The 16,310-nt window shown below is 59.1% G+C and carries 17 protein-coding genes; 2 read left to right on the top strand and 15 right to left on the bottom strand.

Annotation, left to right across the window (positions count from 1 at the left end; genetic code table 11):
- Window positions 1–106 precede the first annotated feature (106 nt).
- The 3 genes from QP442_RS03595 to glmS all read right to left on the bottom strand — a co-directional run bounded on the left by QP442_RS03595 (window position 107) and on the right by glmS (window position 4,945).
- On the bottom strand, window positions 107–1,783 hold the full coding sequence (locus QP442_RS03595) for a bifunctional ADP-dependent NAD(P)H-hydrate dehydratase/NAD(P)H-hydrate epimerase (protein ID WP_285069626.1): 1,677 nt from the start codon (window positions 1,781–1,783) through the stop codon (window positions 107–109).
- 182 nt (window positions 1,784–1,965) lie between these two features.
- On the bottom strand, window positions 1,966–2,859 hold the full coding sequence (locus tag QP442_RS03590) for a GRP family sugar transporter (RefSeq protein ID WP_285069625.1): 894 nt from the start codon (window positions 2,857–2,859) through the stop codon (window positions 1,966–1,968).
- A gap of 175 nt (window positions 2,860–3,034) precedes the next feature.
- Window positions 3,035–4,945 carry a glutamine--fructose-6-phosphate transaminase (isomerizing) gene (gene glmS, locus QP442_RS03585; RefSeq protein ID WP_285069624.1) on the bottom strand — a complete coding sequence of 637 codons (1,911 nt, stop codon included), beginning with the start codon at window positions 4,943–4,945 and terminating at the stop codon, window positions 3,035–3,037.
- Window positions 4,946–5,073: 128 nt separating this feature from the next.
- Here glmS and coaA point away from each other — a divergent pair, with 128 nt between their 5' ends.
- Window positions 5,074–6,036, top strand: coding sequence for a type I pantothenate kinase (coaA, locus tag QP442_RS03580; RefSeq protein WP_103631694.1), 963 nt, complete (start codon window positions 5,074–5,076; stop codon window positions 6,034–6,036).
- A 156-nt stretch (window positions 6,037–6,192) separates the two neighbouring features.
- On the opposite strand, the gene glmM is transcribed toward coaA, so the two are convergent.
- From glmM to infA, 11 genes are all read right to left on the bottom strand, one after another.
- Entirely contained in the window at window positions 6,193–7,542 is a 1,350-nt protein-coding gene (glmM, locus tag QP442_RS03575; RefSeq protein ID WP_285069623.1) for a phosphoglucosamine mutase, read from the bottom strand.
- A 523-nt stretch (window positions 7,543–8,065) separates the two neighbouring features.
- Window positions 8,066–8,557, bottom strand: coding sequence for a 30S ribosomal protein S9 (rpsI, locus tag QP442_RS03570; RefSeq protein WP_006681467.1), 492 nt, complete (start codon window positions 8,555–8,557; stop codon window positions 8,066–8,068).
- A gap of 43 nt (window positions 8,558–8,600) precedes the next feature.
- Window positions 8,601–9,044: a 50S ribosomal protein L13 gene (gene rplM / locus QP442_RS03565; protein WP_103631684.1), complete on the bottom strand. Its 444-nt coding sequence runs from the start codon at window positions 9,042–9,044 to the stop codon at window positions 8,601–8,603.
- 344 nt (window positions 9,045–9,388) lie between these two features.
- Entirely contained in the window at window positions 9,389–10,450 is a 1,062-nt protein-coding gene (locus tag QP442_RS03560) for a tRNA pseudouridine synthase A (protein WP_285069622.1), read from the bottom strand.
- A complete protein-coding gene (locus QP442_RS03555) occupies window positions 10,438–11,187 on the bottom strand; it encodes an ROK family protein (RefSeq protein ID WP_006681470.1) in 750 nt (249 codons plus the stop codon). Before QP442_RS03555 ends, QP442_RS03560 begins: the two co-directional genes overlap by 13 nt.
- Window positions 11,188–11,481: 294 nt before the next feature.
- Entirely contained in the window at window positions 11,482–11,970 is a 489-nt protein-coding gene (gene rplQ / locus QP442_RS03550) for a 50S ribosomal protein L17 (RefSeq protein ID WP_006681471.1), read from the bottom strand.
- 43 nt (window positions 11,971–12,013) lie between these two features.
- Complete coding sequence (locus QP442_RS03545; RefSeq protein WP_006681472.1) at window positions 12,014–13,012, bottom strand: DNA-directed RNA polymerase subunit alpha; 999 nt, start codon at window positions 13,010–13,012, stop codon at window positions 12,014–12,016.
- Between the two features lie 146 nt (window positions 13,013–13,158).
- Window positions 13,159–13,569 carry a 30S ribosomal protein S11 gene (gene rpsK, locus QP442_RS03540; protein WP_006681473.1) on the bottom strand — a complete coding sequence of 137 codons (411 nt, stop codon included), beginning with the start codon at window positions 13,567–13,569 and terminating at the stop codon, window positions 13,159–13,161.
- Between the two features lie 69 nt (window positions 13,570–13,638).
- Window positions 13,639–14,013, bottom strand: a complete 375-nt coding sequence (gene rpsM / locus QP442_RS03535; protein WP_006681474.1) for a 30S ribosomal protein S13 — start codon at window positions 14,011–14,013, stop codon at window positions 13,639–13,641.
- A gap of 146 nt (window positions 14,014–14,159) precedes the next feature.
- A complete protein-coding gene (gene rpmJ, locus QP442_RS03530; RefSeq protein ID WP_003790577.1) occupies window positions 14,160–14,273 on the bottom strand; it encodes a 50S ribosomal protein L36 in 114 nt (37 codons plus the stop codon).
- Between the two features lie 39 nt (window positions 14,274–14,312).
- Complete coding sequence (gene infA / locus QP442_RS03525) at window positions 14,313–14,534, bottom strand: translation initiation factor IF-1 (RefSeq protein ID WP_040318576.1); 222 nt, start codon at window positions 14,532–14,534, stop codon at window positions 14,313–14,315.
- A 463-nt stretch (window positions 14,535–14,997) separates the two neighbouring features.
- On the opposite strand from infA, the gene QP442_RS03520 reads away from it, so the two are divergent.
- Window positions 14,998–15,216: a hypothetical protein gene (locus QP442_RS03520; protein ID WP_285069621.1), complete on the top strand. Its 219-nt coding sequence runs from the start codon at window positions 14,998–15,000 to the stop codon at window positions 15,214–15,216.
- A 181-nt stretch (window positions 15,217–15,397) separates the two neighbouring features.
- Here QP442_RS03520 and QP442_RS03515 read toward each other — a convergent pair whose 3' ends face one another.
- Window positions 15,398–16,306 carry a type I methionyl aminopeptidase gene (locus tag QP442_RS03515; RefSeq protein ID WP_285069620.1) on the bottom strand — a complete coding sequence of 303 codons (909 nt, stop codon included), beginning with the start codon at window positions 16,304–16,306 and terminating at the stop codon, window positions 15,398–15,400.
- Window positions 16,307–16,310: the final 4 nt, after the last annotated feature.

Below are 16,310 nucleotides of genomic sequence, written 5' to 3'. Positions count from 1 at the left end.
CGCGCTTGTTCACCGTTTACTCATCAAACAACACTGCGCTTGTTCAAGAAAACAGCTCGTCAGCACCAATTTGTTGAAACGGAGCACTGAACAAGCGCGGTAAAAATCAGGCGAGCAACTCCCCGATCACGCTCGACACGCATTTTGCAATCTGGATTGCGGTCACCGGGCCACCGCTCACACTCACCTTCGACGCAGCGCGTTCGCCGGCACGCGCGTGAACAAGCGCACCCGCAGCCAGAGCTTCAACAAGCGAAGTAGTTGATGAGCCTCGTTCACTCTTCGCACCCCACTGTGCCGCAAAGCCTGCGAGCAGGCCCGCCAGCACATCGCCACTTCCTGCGACTGCGGCCCAGCCACTCCCTCGCGGAACAACAACGATTTCGCCTTGCGGTGTTGAAAGAATGCACGAGGCCCCTTTCAGCAACACATTTGCTCCACTGAGCTTCGCAAGAAGACGCGCTGCCTCTACCGGGCACTGCTCAACCCACCAGCGAGGGCGCTTCTGGCCCCATTGGCTAAACATAGCCTCGGCTTCGCCTGCGTGAGGGGTGAGGAGCACCCGCTCCAAGCCTCCCACCGTCGCCACTTCTCGGACAAAGGACAGCGCACCAGCATCAACAATCAGGGGAAGATGCGAGGCAACGCAGAACTTTGCCAGCTCGAGCGCGTTCACACGCGTGTCATCATCCATTCCCGGACCAACCAGACCCGCCTGGATTCGACCACCGACACCAACGATCCCCGGCTCGCGCGTCAACACCAAGTCAAGGACTTGATCGGGCGCATCCAGACGCACCATGCCCACGCCGGAATAGCTGGCACCCAGACAACTCAGAGCCCCTGCTCCGGGGTAGGTTTTTGAGCCGACTACCAAGCCTGCGACTCCGCGCGTGTACTTGTGGTCCGCCCAATCGGGGCGAATGACAGTGCGGGCAACATCTTGGTCGGTCACGACTCGAACGTCTGATTCTTGGGCGTTAAAACCCAGAGGAACACACTGCAGAGTCCCCGTGTAATAGGCGGAGGGAGGAAGGACGAGTGGTGTCTTCAGCAATCCCATAGTGACGGTCGTTGTCGCAGACACTACTGGCCCAGTCACTTCCCCATCATCTGAGAACTGCCCGGAAGGCACATCGACTGCGACGACCTTCACTCCCCGCGCTTGTTGAAGCTGGACAAGCTCATCGATGAACGAACGCGTCGGTTCCCGAAGCTCGCCTGACGCGCCGATTCCAAGAATTCCATCGATCCAGATAGGAGCTTCCAAAGCCGTAGCAATGTTTGAAATGTCAGTGAGCGCCCACAACTTCGACCGCGCTTGTTCACCGTCAGCGCCACCGGCTGGATCCTGCTGATCGGCAAGCTTTTCCTGAACAAGCGCGTAAGCATCAAGAATCTGCGCACCTGCCTCAAGCGCAACTGATCGGCCTCGTGAATGAGGCTTCGGAGCAAGAAGCAGAGCCGAGCAGGAAAACCCCTGTTCAGCTAGGTAGGCGAGCGCATACAGAGCATCGCCTCCGTTGTCCCCGCCTCCAACAAGCGCGCACACGCGAGGAAGCGTCAGACAATCATCGCTTTCAACGCATCCGGGTGAAAAAGCGGGTGAACGGTGAACAAGCGCGGTGTTGCCGCTGTGAACAAGCGCGGTCACGGCTTCAGCTACTGCGTGTGCCGCTCGCTTCATTAACCGATCCGGATCGCCATCTCCAGCTTCTGTGTGGCGCGCTAAAAAGTCAGCCTCAATGGCACGCGCAGTCGCGCGATCGTTCACGAAGATCATGCAGTGATAGTGTCACCCCTTTGGGTACGCATCAACCTATTGCGCGGATTGTCGCGGTTTCTTCACTCTCAGGGGTCGGTGCCGCACGGTGAACAAGCGCGGTCGTATACACCCCAAACGGTGAACAAGCGCGGTGGCATAAGACCGGGGGATGTGCGCCAAGGCGCGGACGAAAGAGCACCTCAGGCGACGTCGAGCCCCTTAGCGACCCCCGCAAGCACCGCGCCGACGATAACCAGCGCAACACCAATGACAGTCCAACGCAGTTCGCGACCCGCGCGGTGTTCACCCAGCCAGAGGATACCGAGAGGGGTCGAAATCAGAATGCCGAGCTGCGACAGAGTGAAACCGGTCGCGACACCTACGCGTCCAGCGCCGACCTGGAGCAGGACGACGGCGGCACCCCACATCAGGCCGAGTGCCGTCATTTGCGCCATTGGGAGACTCACTAGCTTTGGAGCCTCGTCCCCCTTCCGGCGCGCGTCGACAACGTACGCGATCAGGGCAACAAGGAAGTAGCCCGTCGCCTGCGGCAACAGGATCGAGGGACCATCCAACCCAAAGGCACGACCGATCAGCACGTAACTCGAAAAAGCGAAGGTCGATGTAATCAGCAAACGCGTTCCGCGTGCCCAATCCAGGTTCTTCGTATCGGAGCCTTCCTCGGTGCGTGAGACGAACCAAATACCCAGAATGAGGACGATAATCGCAGTCGCACCGACCGGGAGCGCCCCACCGTGACGCCATTCGCCGAACAGAAGAACACCACCCAGCGAGATCGCCGCCAACTGCCCGCCCGTCGACACCGGCATCGTGCGCGAAACGCCCAGCACGTTGAAAGCAGCGACCTGGTCCACCAAACCCCAGCCGACAATCAATCCGGTAACAAAAGCGACGATCACATCGCGCACATTCCACTGAACCCCAAGGAAGGGCGTGACGGCGAGCGCAAAAATAAAACCACCCATCGTCAAACCGAGAACACGCTGCTGGTCAGTTGTCTTGACCGCGCCGGTGATGGTGGTTTGAAGGCCAAACAAAATCGATGGAACGAGCGCCCAGAGAATGTCGATCACGATAATCTCAATCCTGTTTTTGGTGTACGAGGCCGGGCTCGCATACTCGGTCAACAAGCGGATACAGCCCGATGGTAGTGGGATTTGTCCCACGAAAGCGAAAACGTCCGCACAAAACGAATCCTGCGTCTGCCACGACGTGTGGCAGACGCAGGAAAAGTCCAGTCAGGGATGCTTACTCAACGGTCACAGACTTAGCGAGGTTGCGTGGTTGATCGACGTCAAGGCCCTTCACGGTTGCAAGTTCGCAGGCGAAGATCTGCAGTGGGACAACCGTCAACAGGGGTGCGTACAGCGTCGGAATCGGAGGAATCCTGAACACGATTTCAGCGAATTCGTCGACGGAGGTGTCGCCTTCTTCAGCGATGACGATGGTCTTTGCACCGCGAGCGCGAACTTCCTGAATGTTTGCCAGAACCTTGTTGTGCAGTTCGGGACGACGCGGGGTCGGAACAACGATGATGACTGGCTGGCCTTCGTCGACCAGTGCGATCGGGCCGTGCTTGAGTTCGCCGGCCGCGAAGCCTTCTGCGTGGATGTAGCAGATTTCCTTGAGCTTCAAGGCGCCTTCAAGGGCAACCGGGTATCCGACGTGGCGACCGAGGTAGATGACGGACGTCGCGTGTTTCATGGTGCGAGCAAACTGTCGGACAGTCTCGCCCTGATCGAGGATCTTCTGGATCTTCGCCGGTGCTTCAGCCAGCTTTTCCATGTAGTCGATGATCTCGTCGGAGTACTTGTTGCCACGAACTTGGGCAAGGTACAGGCCAAGGATGAAGCAGGCGGTGACCTGAGACGTGAACGCCTTGGTGGAGGCGACAGCGATTTCCGGGCCCGCGTGGGTCAGCAGAACAGCGTCGGACTCACGCGAAATAGTCGAGCCCGGAGTATTCACGATCGCCACGACCTTCGCGCCCTGCTCGCGAGCGTGACGGATCGCCTGGATCGTGTCCATGGTTTCACCGGACTGCGAGATGGCCACGACCAGTGTTTTTTCGGTGACGACCGGGTCGCGGTAGCGGAACTCAGAGGAAAGCTCGACCTCGACGGGGATACGGCACCAGTGTTCGATCGCGTACTTGGCGACCTGACCGGCGTAGGACGCGGTACCGCAACCGATCATGACGATCTTGTCGACGCCACGCAGAATGTACTCGGGGATACGGACCTCGTCGAGTGCAAGGTGACCGGTGGAATCGATACGGTCTTCCAAGGTTTCGCGAACACCACGGGGCTGTTCGTGAATTTCCTTTTCCATGAAGGTCGGCCAGCCGTCCTTCGTCGCGCGATCCGAAGTGAAGTCAACTTCGTATTCCTTGAGCGGAACAACATTCCCATCATGGCCAAGAACAGTCACGCCACGAGCCGTGACAATGGCCATCTGATCCTGATCGATCTCGACAGCGCGGTTCGTGTGCTCAATGAATGCCAAAACGTCAGAACCGAGGAAGTTTTCGCCGTCACCCAAACCAACGACCAGAGGCGAAGAACGGCGTGCCGCAAGAATAACCTCCGGCGCATCGGCTGAAACGAGTAGCAGCGTGAATGTGCCCTGCAGGCGCTCAGTAACAGCGCGCATCGCAGCAATCAGGCGACGAACAGTATCTTCGCCAGCGTGCACTCCGGCAAGAGAGCCGCCCCACTGCCCAGCGGTCCCGGCCTCGTACATCTTGGCAATCAGGTGGACGACAACCTCAGTATCCGTATCGGACGCAAAAGTGACGCCATCGGCGCGAAGTTCGGCGCGCAACGCGTCAGCATTTTCGATGATGCCATTGTGTACCAGAGCGAAACGACCGTCTGCGGACGAATGCGGGTGAGCATTCGCAACAGTCGGACGACCGTGCGTCGCCCAACGAGTATGACCGATCGCAGCGAAAGCATCGGCAGGCTTGAGGACCTCGATCTTGTCAGCAAGGTTCGCGAGCTTACCGACCGCGCGAATCACCTCCAGGCCGTCCGGAGTTGACAGAGCCAAACCGGCAGAGTCGTATCCTCGGTATTCCAGGCGAGCGAGGCCCCCCATGACGACCTCACGCGAACGAGCCGAAGGGGCACAACCAATATGTCCAACAATTCCACACATGCAAGCAATTCCAGCACATCGAGCGGAGTTGCGCTCGTCGCCTTGCCCATGTCCGACAGATACCCGCCATTCTTCACACTTTTGCCTCAAAGGTGCATTCGAACAAGCGAGTGCGAGACAATGCCATCGTGACTTCCCACAACGCACACGCCTACTCTGCGATCTCCCCTTTTACGCGCATTGAACGCGCCGATTGGGATAGGTTGGTCGACCACACTCCCCTGCCGTTGACGCAAGAAGACATCACCAGGATCGCTTCCTTGGGCGACCCCATCGACATGAGCGAAGTCGACGCGATTTATCGCCCTTTGTCTGCGCTCCTTCAGCTGTACGTTGACGGCAGGCGACGCACCGCCCGCGAGCGCGCCACCTTCCTGGGCGAGCAAACGCCCACACCCACCCCTTTCGTCATCGGAATTGCCGGCTCTGTTGCCGTTGGAAAGTCAACCGTCGCCCGCCTTCTACAACTTCTGCTCCAGCGTTGGGAGCACACCCCGCGCGTCGACCTGGTGACAACCGACGGCTTCCTCTATCCGAACGCCGTGCTCGAAGAAAAGGGCATCATGGCACGCAAGGGCTTCCCGGAGTCCTACGACCGTCAGGCTCTGCTGAATTTCTTGGCCGCCGTGAAGTCGGGGGCGGGCGACGTCACTGCTCCCGTGTACTCGCATGTCATCTACGACGTTGTCCCGGGCAAAATCCTCCACGTTGAGGCTCCCGACATTCTGATCGTCGAGGGAGTGAACGTTCTGCAACCCCCGCGCCTACACCCTGGGGCGCTCGGTGTTTCCGTGTCTGACTACTTCGACTTCTCGATCTACGTCGATGCTGAAGAATCCGACATCGAGCAGTGGTATGTCGACCGGTTCCTCACTCTTCGCCAAACTGCCTTCTCGCGTGAAGATTCCTTCTTCCGCACTTACGCCAGTTTGACGGACACGGAGGCCGAAGCGACGGCGCGCATGGTCTGGTCGGCAATCAATTTGCCAAACCTGCGTGAAAACATCGCTCCCACTCGCGAACGCGCCACGATGATCTTCCACAAAGACCAGGATCACCGCGTCGATTCGTTGCTACTGCGTAAGGACTAGCGACCACCTTTCCCAGTTCGTGTCAGGGGCGACGAGGTCCCTTCTGAGACGCTGAACGCCTCTGGTGGTGAAGACAAAGCTCAACGGGCTCGGTAGAGGATTCCCCTACCGAGCCCGTTGATTGTCTCAGTCACGCCCCTAAGCGGATGCCTCGTATCAGATCGCCAAGTTTTCCTTCACCACGTCAGCGAGTGAGGCTGCGACTAAATCAGCCTGTTCCTGGGTGGCGGCCTCAACCATGACGCGCACCAACGGCTCGGTGCCCGACGGGCGAAGAAGAACACGACCGGTATCGCCGAGCTGTGCTTCAGCAGCCTTGACAGCCGTCGCAACAGCTTCGTTCGTCGCTGCACCGCTACGGTCAACCCCGCCCACATTGATGAGTGTCTGGGGCAAGCGCTCAACGAACGCAGTCAGATCCGCCAGGGAGCGACCGGATTCCTTCACCATGCGAGCAACCAGCAGGGACGACAGGATGCCATCACCCGTCGTTGCATGGTCGAGATCAATAATGTGGCCGGACTGTTCGCCGCCCAGCACATAGTTGGAGGCGCGCATTTCTTCGAGCACGTAACGGTCACCGACTGCGGTCTGAACCGTCTTAATACCTTTGTCACGCATCGCGAGAATCAGACCGAGGTTCGACATCACGGTCACGACAAGGGTGTCTCCCTTGAGCTTGCCACGCTCACGCGCATCCTCCGCGAGTGCGCCCATGATCTTGTCACCGTCGATCAGGTTGCCTTCAGCATCGACTGCCAAGCAACGGTCTGCGTCACCATCGTAGGCGACACCGAAGTCTGCCTTGTGCTCGACGACGGCCTTCTGCAGGCCTTCAGGGTGGGTTGAACCAGCATTGAGGTTGATATTGCGGCCGTCGGGTTCAGCGTTGATCACGATGACCTCGGCACCCGCTTCACGTAGCGTTAGCGGACCGAGCTCGAAGGCGGCACCATTAGCACAGTCAACGACGATTGTCAGACCATTCAAGTCCGTGTTCACAGACTTCACCACATGGTCAACGTACAGGCGCTTCGCCTTCTCATGTTGCTCGTCGACCTCGCCGACACCGTCGCCGGTCGGGCGATCCCACTCGGTTCCGATCAGTGCTTCAATCTCATCTTCAACCGCGTCGGGGAGCTTGTAGCCACCCTGCGCGAAGAACTTAATGCCGTTGTCAGCCATCGGGTTGTGTGACGCCGAGATCATGACACCCAAGTCAATGTCGTCCTGCGAAGCAGTCAGGTAGGCAACGGTCGGAGTCGTCACAACGCCAAGAAGAGTCACGTCCATGCCTGCGCTTGCAAGCCCGGCAGCCAGAGCGTGCTCAAGGAACTCACCCGAAATGCGCGTATCTCGACCAATGACGACACGCGCTTTCGTCCCGTCACTGCGGAGCGCACCAAAGTAGCGAGCAGCAGCTTCACCGATCTTCAGCGCCAGGTCAGCCGTAATATCAACATTCGCGAGGCCACGGACACCGTCGGTGCCAAACATTCGTGCCATTTTAGTTCCTTCATTCACGCCGGCATCGCGCCGGAAAGCGTTGTGTCAGTTGCCCCCTAGCGTACCCGTGGCCCCGGCGAGTTCGGTTCTTCTGCGGCCCCGTCTGTCACTTTGCGAGAATTTCCACCCTCGCGTATTTCCGGTATCGCAAAGGACCACGAGGCCCGGATTCCGCTCTTCCCACCGCGCTTGTTCACCGCCAACACCGCAAAAACAGCGCGCTTGTTCACCGCCAACACCACAAAAGCAGCGCGCTTGTTCACCGCTGACACCCAAAAAGACCGCGCTCGTTCACCACTAACACCCAAAAAGACCACGCTCGTTCACCACTAACACCCAAAAAGACCACGCTCGTTCAGTGCGAGGCATCAACAAGTACGCGGCCTCGTCAATGAGAGACCACGCACACGACAAAGCCGGATGCCGTGAACAAGCGCGCTAGTCGCCGAGTAGCACGATGCCCTAAAAACACTTGTGGCCCCGCTCCACAAGGAGCAGGGCCACAAGCCAAGAAAACGAAGGATCAGCGCTTCGAGAACTGCGAAGCCTTACGTGCCTTCTTGAGGCCTGCCTTCTTACGTTCGATGACGCGAGCGTCACGAGTCAGGAAGCCAGCCTTCTTGAGTGCCGGGCGGTTGGCATCGCGGTCGATCTCATTGAGAGCGCGCGAAATGCCGAGGCGCAGGGCGCCTGCCTGGCCGGAGATGCCGCCACCGTTGATACGGGCGACAACGTCGAAACGGCCATCAAGGTCAAGAAGGACGAACGGGGACTTCACGAGCTGCTGGTGCAGCTTGTTCGGGAAGTAATCCTCGAGGGTGCGTCCGTTGATCTTCCATTCGCCGGTTCCAGGAACCAGACGAACACGGGCAACGGCCTCCTTGCGGCGACCAAGGCCCGCGCCGGGCGCGGTGATGGACTGGCCGGCGCCTGCGGGCGCGGTTTCAGTCTCAGTGGTGTACGAGCTAGGGGCGTTCTCCTCATCCAGCTCGACGATTTCGGTGGTCTCAGCCACGGTTCTCCTCAGTGCTTATGTCGATTATTCAGTGGCACGAAGCTCACTGAGCAACCTGGGTGATCTCGTAGGGAACCGGCGACTGGCCGGCGTGGGGGTGCTCAGCACCGGCGTAAACATGCAGCTTCTTGAACTGCATACGGCCGAGGCTGGTGTGAGGAAGCATGCCGCGAACGGCCTTCTCAACCGCGCGCTCAGGCGACTTGGCCATGAGGTCACGGTAGGAGGTTGAGGTCAGACCACCGGGACGACCAGAGTGGCGGTAGGCCATCTTCTGTTCGAGCTTCTTACCGGTCAGAACGACCTTGTCCGCATTAATGATGATGACGTTGTCACCCATATCCATGTGAGGGGCGAACGTCGGCTTGTGCTTCCCACGAAGAATGGCGGCAACCTGAGCCGCCAGGCGGCCGAGGACGACGTCAGTGGCGTCGATGACGTACCACTTCTTGTCTGCGTCCCCAGGCTTGGGTGAATAGGTGCGCACGGGCGTAACCTTCAATTCTTATCAGTCATGGAGCGTCGATCCCCAATGTCAGGATCGCGCTCGCGATGTAACGGTTCGCGCGAGGCGTCAGTTGCAACTCAACGGCGAGTGGGAATACACCGAGGGCGCTAGCTAACGCACAGCGTCATCAAGTCTATCGGGCAGGATTGAGCCGGTCAAAGTTGCCGGGCCTTTGTGTCCGATTCCTCAGTTGCTACTCCCTACCCCCACCGCGCTTGTTCACCGTGCGGGCAACCCGAAGAAAACCGTTCCGGTGATGATCCCGGCCCCGTGAATTGGTGAACAAGCACGCACGAACGCTGGCGCACCAAGGCAGACTGGGCCTAACTCCCGTCGCCACAACACGAATCGCGACGCGACCGCGCTTGTTGAGCGCGCGAGGCCCACTGATCCGGCGCCGGATAGTCCACGCCCTCCAAAGTCAGTCCGTGCGCAGGAGCAATCGGCGCCGCGCTTGTTCGAGAGCAGGCTTGAAGCAGCTCATACGGCCAGTCGACGCTCCGGCGACCCAAACCCACTTCAACAAGCGCGCCAACAAGCGAACGCACCATCGAGTGGCAGAACGCATCAGCGTCGACAAAACACTCAACAAGCACGGACTCTGATACGCCCTGTTGGGGAGTAAGCGCCCCCGAACGGTGAGCAAGCGCTGTCGAAGACGGCTTGAATTCCAGGCGCGTCAGCGCGCGAATCGTTGTGGCTCCTTCGCGTGGCCGGCAGTACGACAGAAAATCATGCTCGCCAAGCAATGGGGCTGCTGCCCGATTCATCAAGTCAACATCTAGAGGTTGTTCAAGACTCAGAACATCAAAACGGCGGAGCGGATCGACTCCCCCGCTCATCAGCCGGTAGCAGTAATGACGTCCTAGAGCAGAAAAACGCGCATCAAAATCCGACGAAACAACATGCGCCTCGCGGATCACAACATCGGCCGTACCTTTGGGCGCATTCAGGGCGCGATCGCGCATCCACTGCCCATACGCGCGCGCAATCACACCGTTCAATCGGCGAACAAGCGCGTTCGCACAGGCCTCCGCAGTCGCTTCCGCCCCTCGAGGCGCGAGCTTTTCCCACCGCGCTTGTTCAACGTCGAAGTGGACCACTTGATGGCGCGCGTGCACTCCGGCATCCGTTCGCCCAGCGACCGTCAGCACAGTTGGGCACCGAAGTACGAGGCCTAAGCCAGCTTCAATTTCACCTTGCACGGTTCGTTGGCCCGGCTGGGAAGCCCACCCGTGGAAATTCGTCCCGTCGTAGCTGAGGTCAAGACGGATGCGAAGAGTGTGAGGTGCTTGAACAAGCGCAGCGGATTCTTCAACAAGCGCGACAGGTTCGTGAACAAGCGCGGTAAAAGCTAAGGGGTCGGAGTTGCTCATAGAGACCACGCGCGCACTCCCCCGATGATGCCTGCATCATTGGGCACGATGATGACATCGTCACCTAGGCGGGCGCGATGTCCGCTTGTAATCAGCTTCGAGTTGCCGCCTCCAAGGTAGAGACGGTCCCACATGTACATGGGACGAAGTCCATCGATGACGCGACGGACGCGACGCGACCAGTGTGCATCGCCAAGTCGTAGCCGTTCGTGTTCCCCGATGTAATCGTCGTAGGTCAGGCCCCAACGGACGAAGCCCTGCGACACTTCAACGTGAGGTGCCAGCACTCCGGAATCAAAGACTGCATTTCCGAGGCCCGTCCCCAGGGTGATGATCATTTCGAGCCCCGTACCGGTAATGACACCGGCTCCAGCAACCTCGGCGTCATTCAAAACCTTCGTGGGCAAGCCAAGCGCCCTTTCGATGCCTCCTCTCATGTCGAAATGGTCCCAACGTTCAACAAGTTCGGGAACCACTTTGGAGCGAGGGCCGGAGCGCGTGATGTAGTGCGGGGTAGCCACAACCACTCCGTGTCGGATCATTCCAGGCATTCCCATAGTCACACGGTCAGCTTGAGGGAGCTTGTTCGCCAGATCCTGCGCAACTTCGATCAAGAGCTCCGGCGGTAGCGGGTACGGCGTAGGCGTGCGAATCGCCGGTGCGATCATCGTGCCTCGTTCGTCAACGACGGAGCCTTTAATTCCGCCACCACCGCAGTCAATTGCGAGCGTCATGGGTTCAGACATGCCACCAACTCTAACGATCCACCGCGCTTGTTCACCGATTTAGTCCGAATTGTCGTCGATTCCCACCGCGCTTGTTCACCGCCATGGGCCCGCCTGCATATGCCCGATAGTCGGCCTGAGCATGAACAAGCGTGGTCACAAAACACCCCAAACGCGAACAAGCAGAGCCACAAAAACACGCCACACCTGAACAAGCACGGTGGACGCAAACAAAAAGGTGGGGCCGGAAACGCATCAGCGTCTCCGACCCCACCTCAAAAGTGAGAGTCAATCACGGGCAAGCCCGCGACCTAGTCACTCAGCTTCAGATGCCTCAACCTCGGTCTCTTCGGACTTGGGGGCTTCCTCAACCTTTTCAGCCGGCTTTTCAGCTGCCTTGGCGGCAGTGTCTTCAGCCTTCTTCACAACAGCCTTCTTCTCGAGCTTCTCGAGAACGATTTCGATGCGCATGAGAGGAGCGTTGTCACCCTTACGGTTACCAACGCGGATGAGGCGGGTGTAGCCACCCTGACGCTCAGAATCGATGGCCGGCGCGATCTCGTCGAAGAGCACGTAGAGCGCTTCCTTCGAGGTGATCTTCTTAGCAACCGTGCGACGAGCGTGCATATCGCCACGCTTTGCCTTGGTCACGAGCTTCTCGAAGTAAGGCTGCAGAAGCTTAGCCTTGGCTTCGGTGGTCGTGAGTGCGCGGTGTTCGATGAGCTGAGTCGCGAGGTTCGACAGGATCAGCTTCTGGTGTGCCGGGCTTCCGCCCAGACGAGCACCCTTCTTGGGGGTGGGCATTGTGTCTCCTACGGATTAGGTGCGTCCATCGGACGCATAAGGGTCAGATGGACTGTTCGTCGCTGAACTGGACCGAACCAGACTCAGAGGCACCCGGGATCGGCATAACCGAATCCTTGAGTGTCATGCCGAGAGTGGCCAGAGATTCCTTGATCTCTTCGATCGACTTGGTGCCGAAGTTACGAATATCAAGAAGATCAGCCTCGGAGTGAGCGACAAGCTCGCCCACGGTGAGGATCCCACGACGACGCAGCGCGTTGTAAGAACGAGACTGCAGGTTCAGGCTTTCGATCGGCAGAGCAAGGTCTGCTGCGAGGGTTTCGTCGGTGGTCGACGGACCCACTTCGATGCCTTCTGCTTCCTCATTCAGTTCGCGCATGAGGCCGAACAGTTCAACAAGGGTCTTACCAGCCGATGCAAGAGCATCACGCGGGGTGATCGCCGACTTGGTCTCCACGTCGATGACGAGGCGATCAAAGTCGGTACGCTGCTCAACACGAGTTGCCTCGACCTTGTAGGTGACCTTGACAACCGGCGAGTAGATCGAATCGATCGGAATCCGCGAGATTTCAGCTTGAGGATCCTTGTTCTGCGCTGCGGAAACGTAACCGCGTCCACGCTCAACGGTCAGTTCGATCTCGAGCTTGCCCTTGTCATTGAGGGTGGCAAGGTGAAGATCCGGATTGTGGATCTCAACGCCTGCCGGCGGGGTGATGTCGCCAGCGAGGACGACACCGGGGCCGGCCTTACGCAGGTACATCACGACGGGTTCATCCATCTCAGAGGAGAGGACGATCTGCTTGATGTTGAGGATGATCTCTGCGACATCCTCCTTCACACCTTCGATAGTGCGGAATTCGTGGGCAACGCCATCGATACGGATGGACGTAACCGCCGCGCCCGGGATCGAAGAGAGCAGGGTACGACGCAGGGAATTACCCAGCGTGTAACCGAAGCCCGGTTCGAGGGGTTCGAGTGTGAAGCGTGAACGGTGTTCGCTGACTTTTTCCTCGGTGAGGATTGGTCGCTCTGCAATGAGCACGTCTTGGTCCTTTCTTCCCGGCGCCCGCCATATGACGCCGGACAGTGGATCCCACATGAGTGGGACGGAGGGTGTGAGCACGACCGAATGGTGTGCTCAGACGTGGGGATGCGATGCCGGACGGCAAAGCATCCCGGTGCGACGAATCAGACGCGACGACGCTTCGGGGGGCGAGCGCCGTTGTGTGCCTGAGGGGTAACGTCCTGGATCGAGCCGACCTCGAGGCCAGCGGCCTGGAGGGAACGGATCGCGGTTTCACGGCCGGAGCCGGGCCCCTTAACGAAGACGTCGACCTTCTTCATGCCGTGTTCCTGGGCGCGACGCGCGGCCGCCTCTGCTGCAAGCTGCGCAGCGAAGGGGGTGGACTTACGCGAACCCTTGAAGCCGACCTGGCCAGACGAGGCCCAGGCGATAACGGCACCAGTGGTGTCGGTCAGGGAAACGATGGTGTTGTTAAACGTCGACTTGATGTACGCGTGACCGTGGGTGACGTTCTTGTTGAGCTTGCGGCGCGGCTTACGAGCAGCACCGGAGCGCGAAGTTTTTGCAGCTGCCATTGTGTTTAACAGTTCCTTCTTCAGTCGTATGAAGAACTATCCGCCGTAAAAGCTGGAAGTCCTTAGGCCTTACTTGGCCTTCTTCTTGCCTGCAACGGTGCGCTTCGGGCCCTTGCGGGTGCGAGCGTTGGTCTTGGTGCGCTGACCATGGACCGGCAGGCCACGACGGTGGCGAAGACCCTGGTAAGAGCCAATTTCGATCTTGCGGCGAATGTCAGCCTGAACCTCGCGACGAAGGTCGCCCTCAACCTTGAAGTTCGATTCGATGTATTCACGGAGCTTGACGAGATCTTCCTCGGTGGCGTCCTTCACGCGGACGTCCGGGCTGACACCCGTTGCTTCGAGGGTCTCGGCGGCGCGGGTGCGGCCGACTCCGTAAATGTAGGTAAGTGCAATCTCCAGTCGCTTTTCGCGGGGGAGGTCGACACCGGCAATACGTGCCATGTTGTTGGTGCTCCAGTTGTTCTTCGGAGGTCGTCATCACATCTTCCGGATGAGCCATCCGGCCTCGGCCTCCGAACCAAGGGTCGCGTATTCGCGCTTGATGTGATCCTGTGGGCGTTTGTGCCCGGGTCAGCTACGTGAGGGGTTCAGCCCTGACGCTGCTTGTGCCTGGGGTTGTCGCAGATGACCATGACATTGCCGTGGCGACGGATCACCTTGCACTTGTCACAAATCTTCTTGACACTCGGCTTGACCTTCATGGTTATTCCTCCACCGCCCGTAGACGGTCGTGTCGGGGTTTACTTGTAGCGGTAGACGATACGGCCTCGGGAGAGGTCGTAGGGGCTCAGTTCGACGAGAACTCGATCCTCGGGGAGGATTCGAATGTAGTGCTGTCGCATCTTTCCTGCAATGTGGCCGAGCACAACGTGCCCATTGGCCAGTTCCACACGGAACATCGCGTTCGGCAGGGCCTCAACGACCGTGCCTTCCATTTCGATGACGCCGTCTTTCTTTGCCATATCCTCCGTCTGTCCTCTACGTTCTTCGGATGAGTCATGGCCCAAGGGCCACGGGGCGCATGCAACACGTACGACACAGCCGACATGCGACACGCCCGAAGATCTAGAGTACAGCAAAAGCACATCCCTCTGGTAGTTGACTGCCCTGTCGACTGCCTCACCTTCGGCCGGATTCATCGACAAGGACGAGAGCACGAGCCGAGTTCTTCAACAAGGAGGGAGCGGCGGCAGCGGACGAGGCAAAAGGTCTCGCCTTCCTCCCCCTCCTCGCCTTACGGTGATGCCTTGTTGCTTCAATGACATTTGGAAGCCACACAGAGCATCACCATCGCCGCATTCCACACAGCATCTTCTGTAACGAAAGTGGCCCCTCCGTCTTGAAAACATGGATATATTGGGACCACCTGCCTCAAATCAACAAAGGACTTGTCATAACGCACAGACTCAGACGCACGGTGGCGTCATGTTCATAAACGGCAGAGCATCAACCGGTAGGGCTGTCTGCTGGGACGTCGGCTTCGCCCTCTGGCTCGTAGGCGTCGCGTTGATTGCACCGCGCTGGAACTGGATCTTCTGGGTGGGCGCCCTCGTCTACATCGTCCACGCCTTGGTCATCGTCGCGAAGACCCGCAGTTCCTCGAAGAAATCAGGACATTCCCCGGACGAGCACTCCCCCCGCTAACGGATCGGTCGGCTTGGGCTCAGTCGATCAGCGATCGCCCAACCTGATACTCCGGCAGGAGAATCGCAGAGTCGCGGGGCATGGACAAAGGTAAGTGTCCGCGTCGCTGTGTACATTGTCGCACCACGCTTACGGCGCCGACCTCGCCACGAGGAGCAGAGCCAGCGTTGCGACATCTGTGTCAGAGCTCGATCGGTTCGACCCCGAAAGGCGCGAGCCCGGCCTTTCCATAGTCGGGGGCGGTGAGCACGCTGATGCCATCGTCGAGGATCGCGACCGTGTGCTCCCAATGGGCGGCGTCCGAACCATCGACGGTACGGACAGTCCATTCGTCAGACTCGGTGAGGGTCTCGATCGAACCCGAAGTCAGCATCGGCTCAACCGCAAGAACCATACCGGGCTTCACGCGCGGGAAGATTCCACGAGCGTCGTAGTTCAGGACCTCGGGATCCTGGTGCATCGCGGTGCCGATACCATGGCCTGTGTATTCCTCGATGATGCCGGCTTCCCAACCGAACTCATCGTCATACTTGGCAACGACTTCTTCGACGGCACGACCGACGCTGGAAATGCGACGCCCCTTTTCGAGGGAAGCGAGAGCTGCCCACAGAGACTCGCGCGTCACAACGTCCAGTTCACGGCGACGCTTCATCGTGGCCTCGTCAACTCCCTGAGGGTGAGCACCCGAGCCACGCTTTCCTGCCATGAAGGACTCGTCGTCCACCCACTCGTCACCAACGATGATGGAGAACGCCGCGTCACCGTGCCACTGCTTGCCACCGTGAGGCAGCCACGCACCGCAGTCGAAGGAGACGATGTCCCCATCCTTCAGCTTCTGCTTGCCGGGAATACCGTGGACGACCACATCATTTACGGAGATGCAGACCGTGGCTGGGTAGCCGTAGTAATTGAGGAAGTTCGAGGTCGCTCCCCCGCGCCTAATCGCGTCAGCGGACACTTCATCCAGTTCAGCCGTAGTCACACCAGCGCGCACCGCTTGGCGCAGGCTCGCGTGAATGTCAGCAACAATCAAGCCAGCTTCACGCATCCAGCGGATCTGGTCTCGAGTCTTCAACTCAATACGCTGCATAACG

Origin of the sequence: Pauljensenia sp. UMB1177 (assembly GCF_030217965.1) — a bacterium.
Classification (GTDB): Bacteria; Actinomycetota; Actinomycetes; order Actinomycetales; family Actinomycetaceae; genus Pauljensenia; species Pauljensenia turicensis_A.
This window is presented reverse-complemented; position numbering and strand designations above follow the sequence as displayed.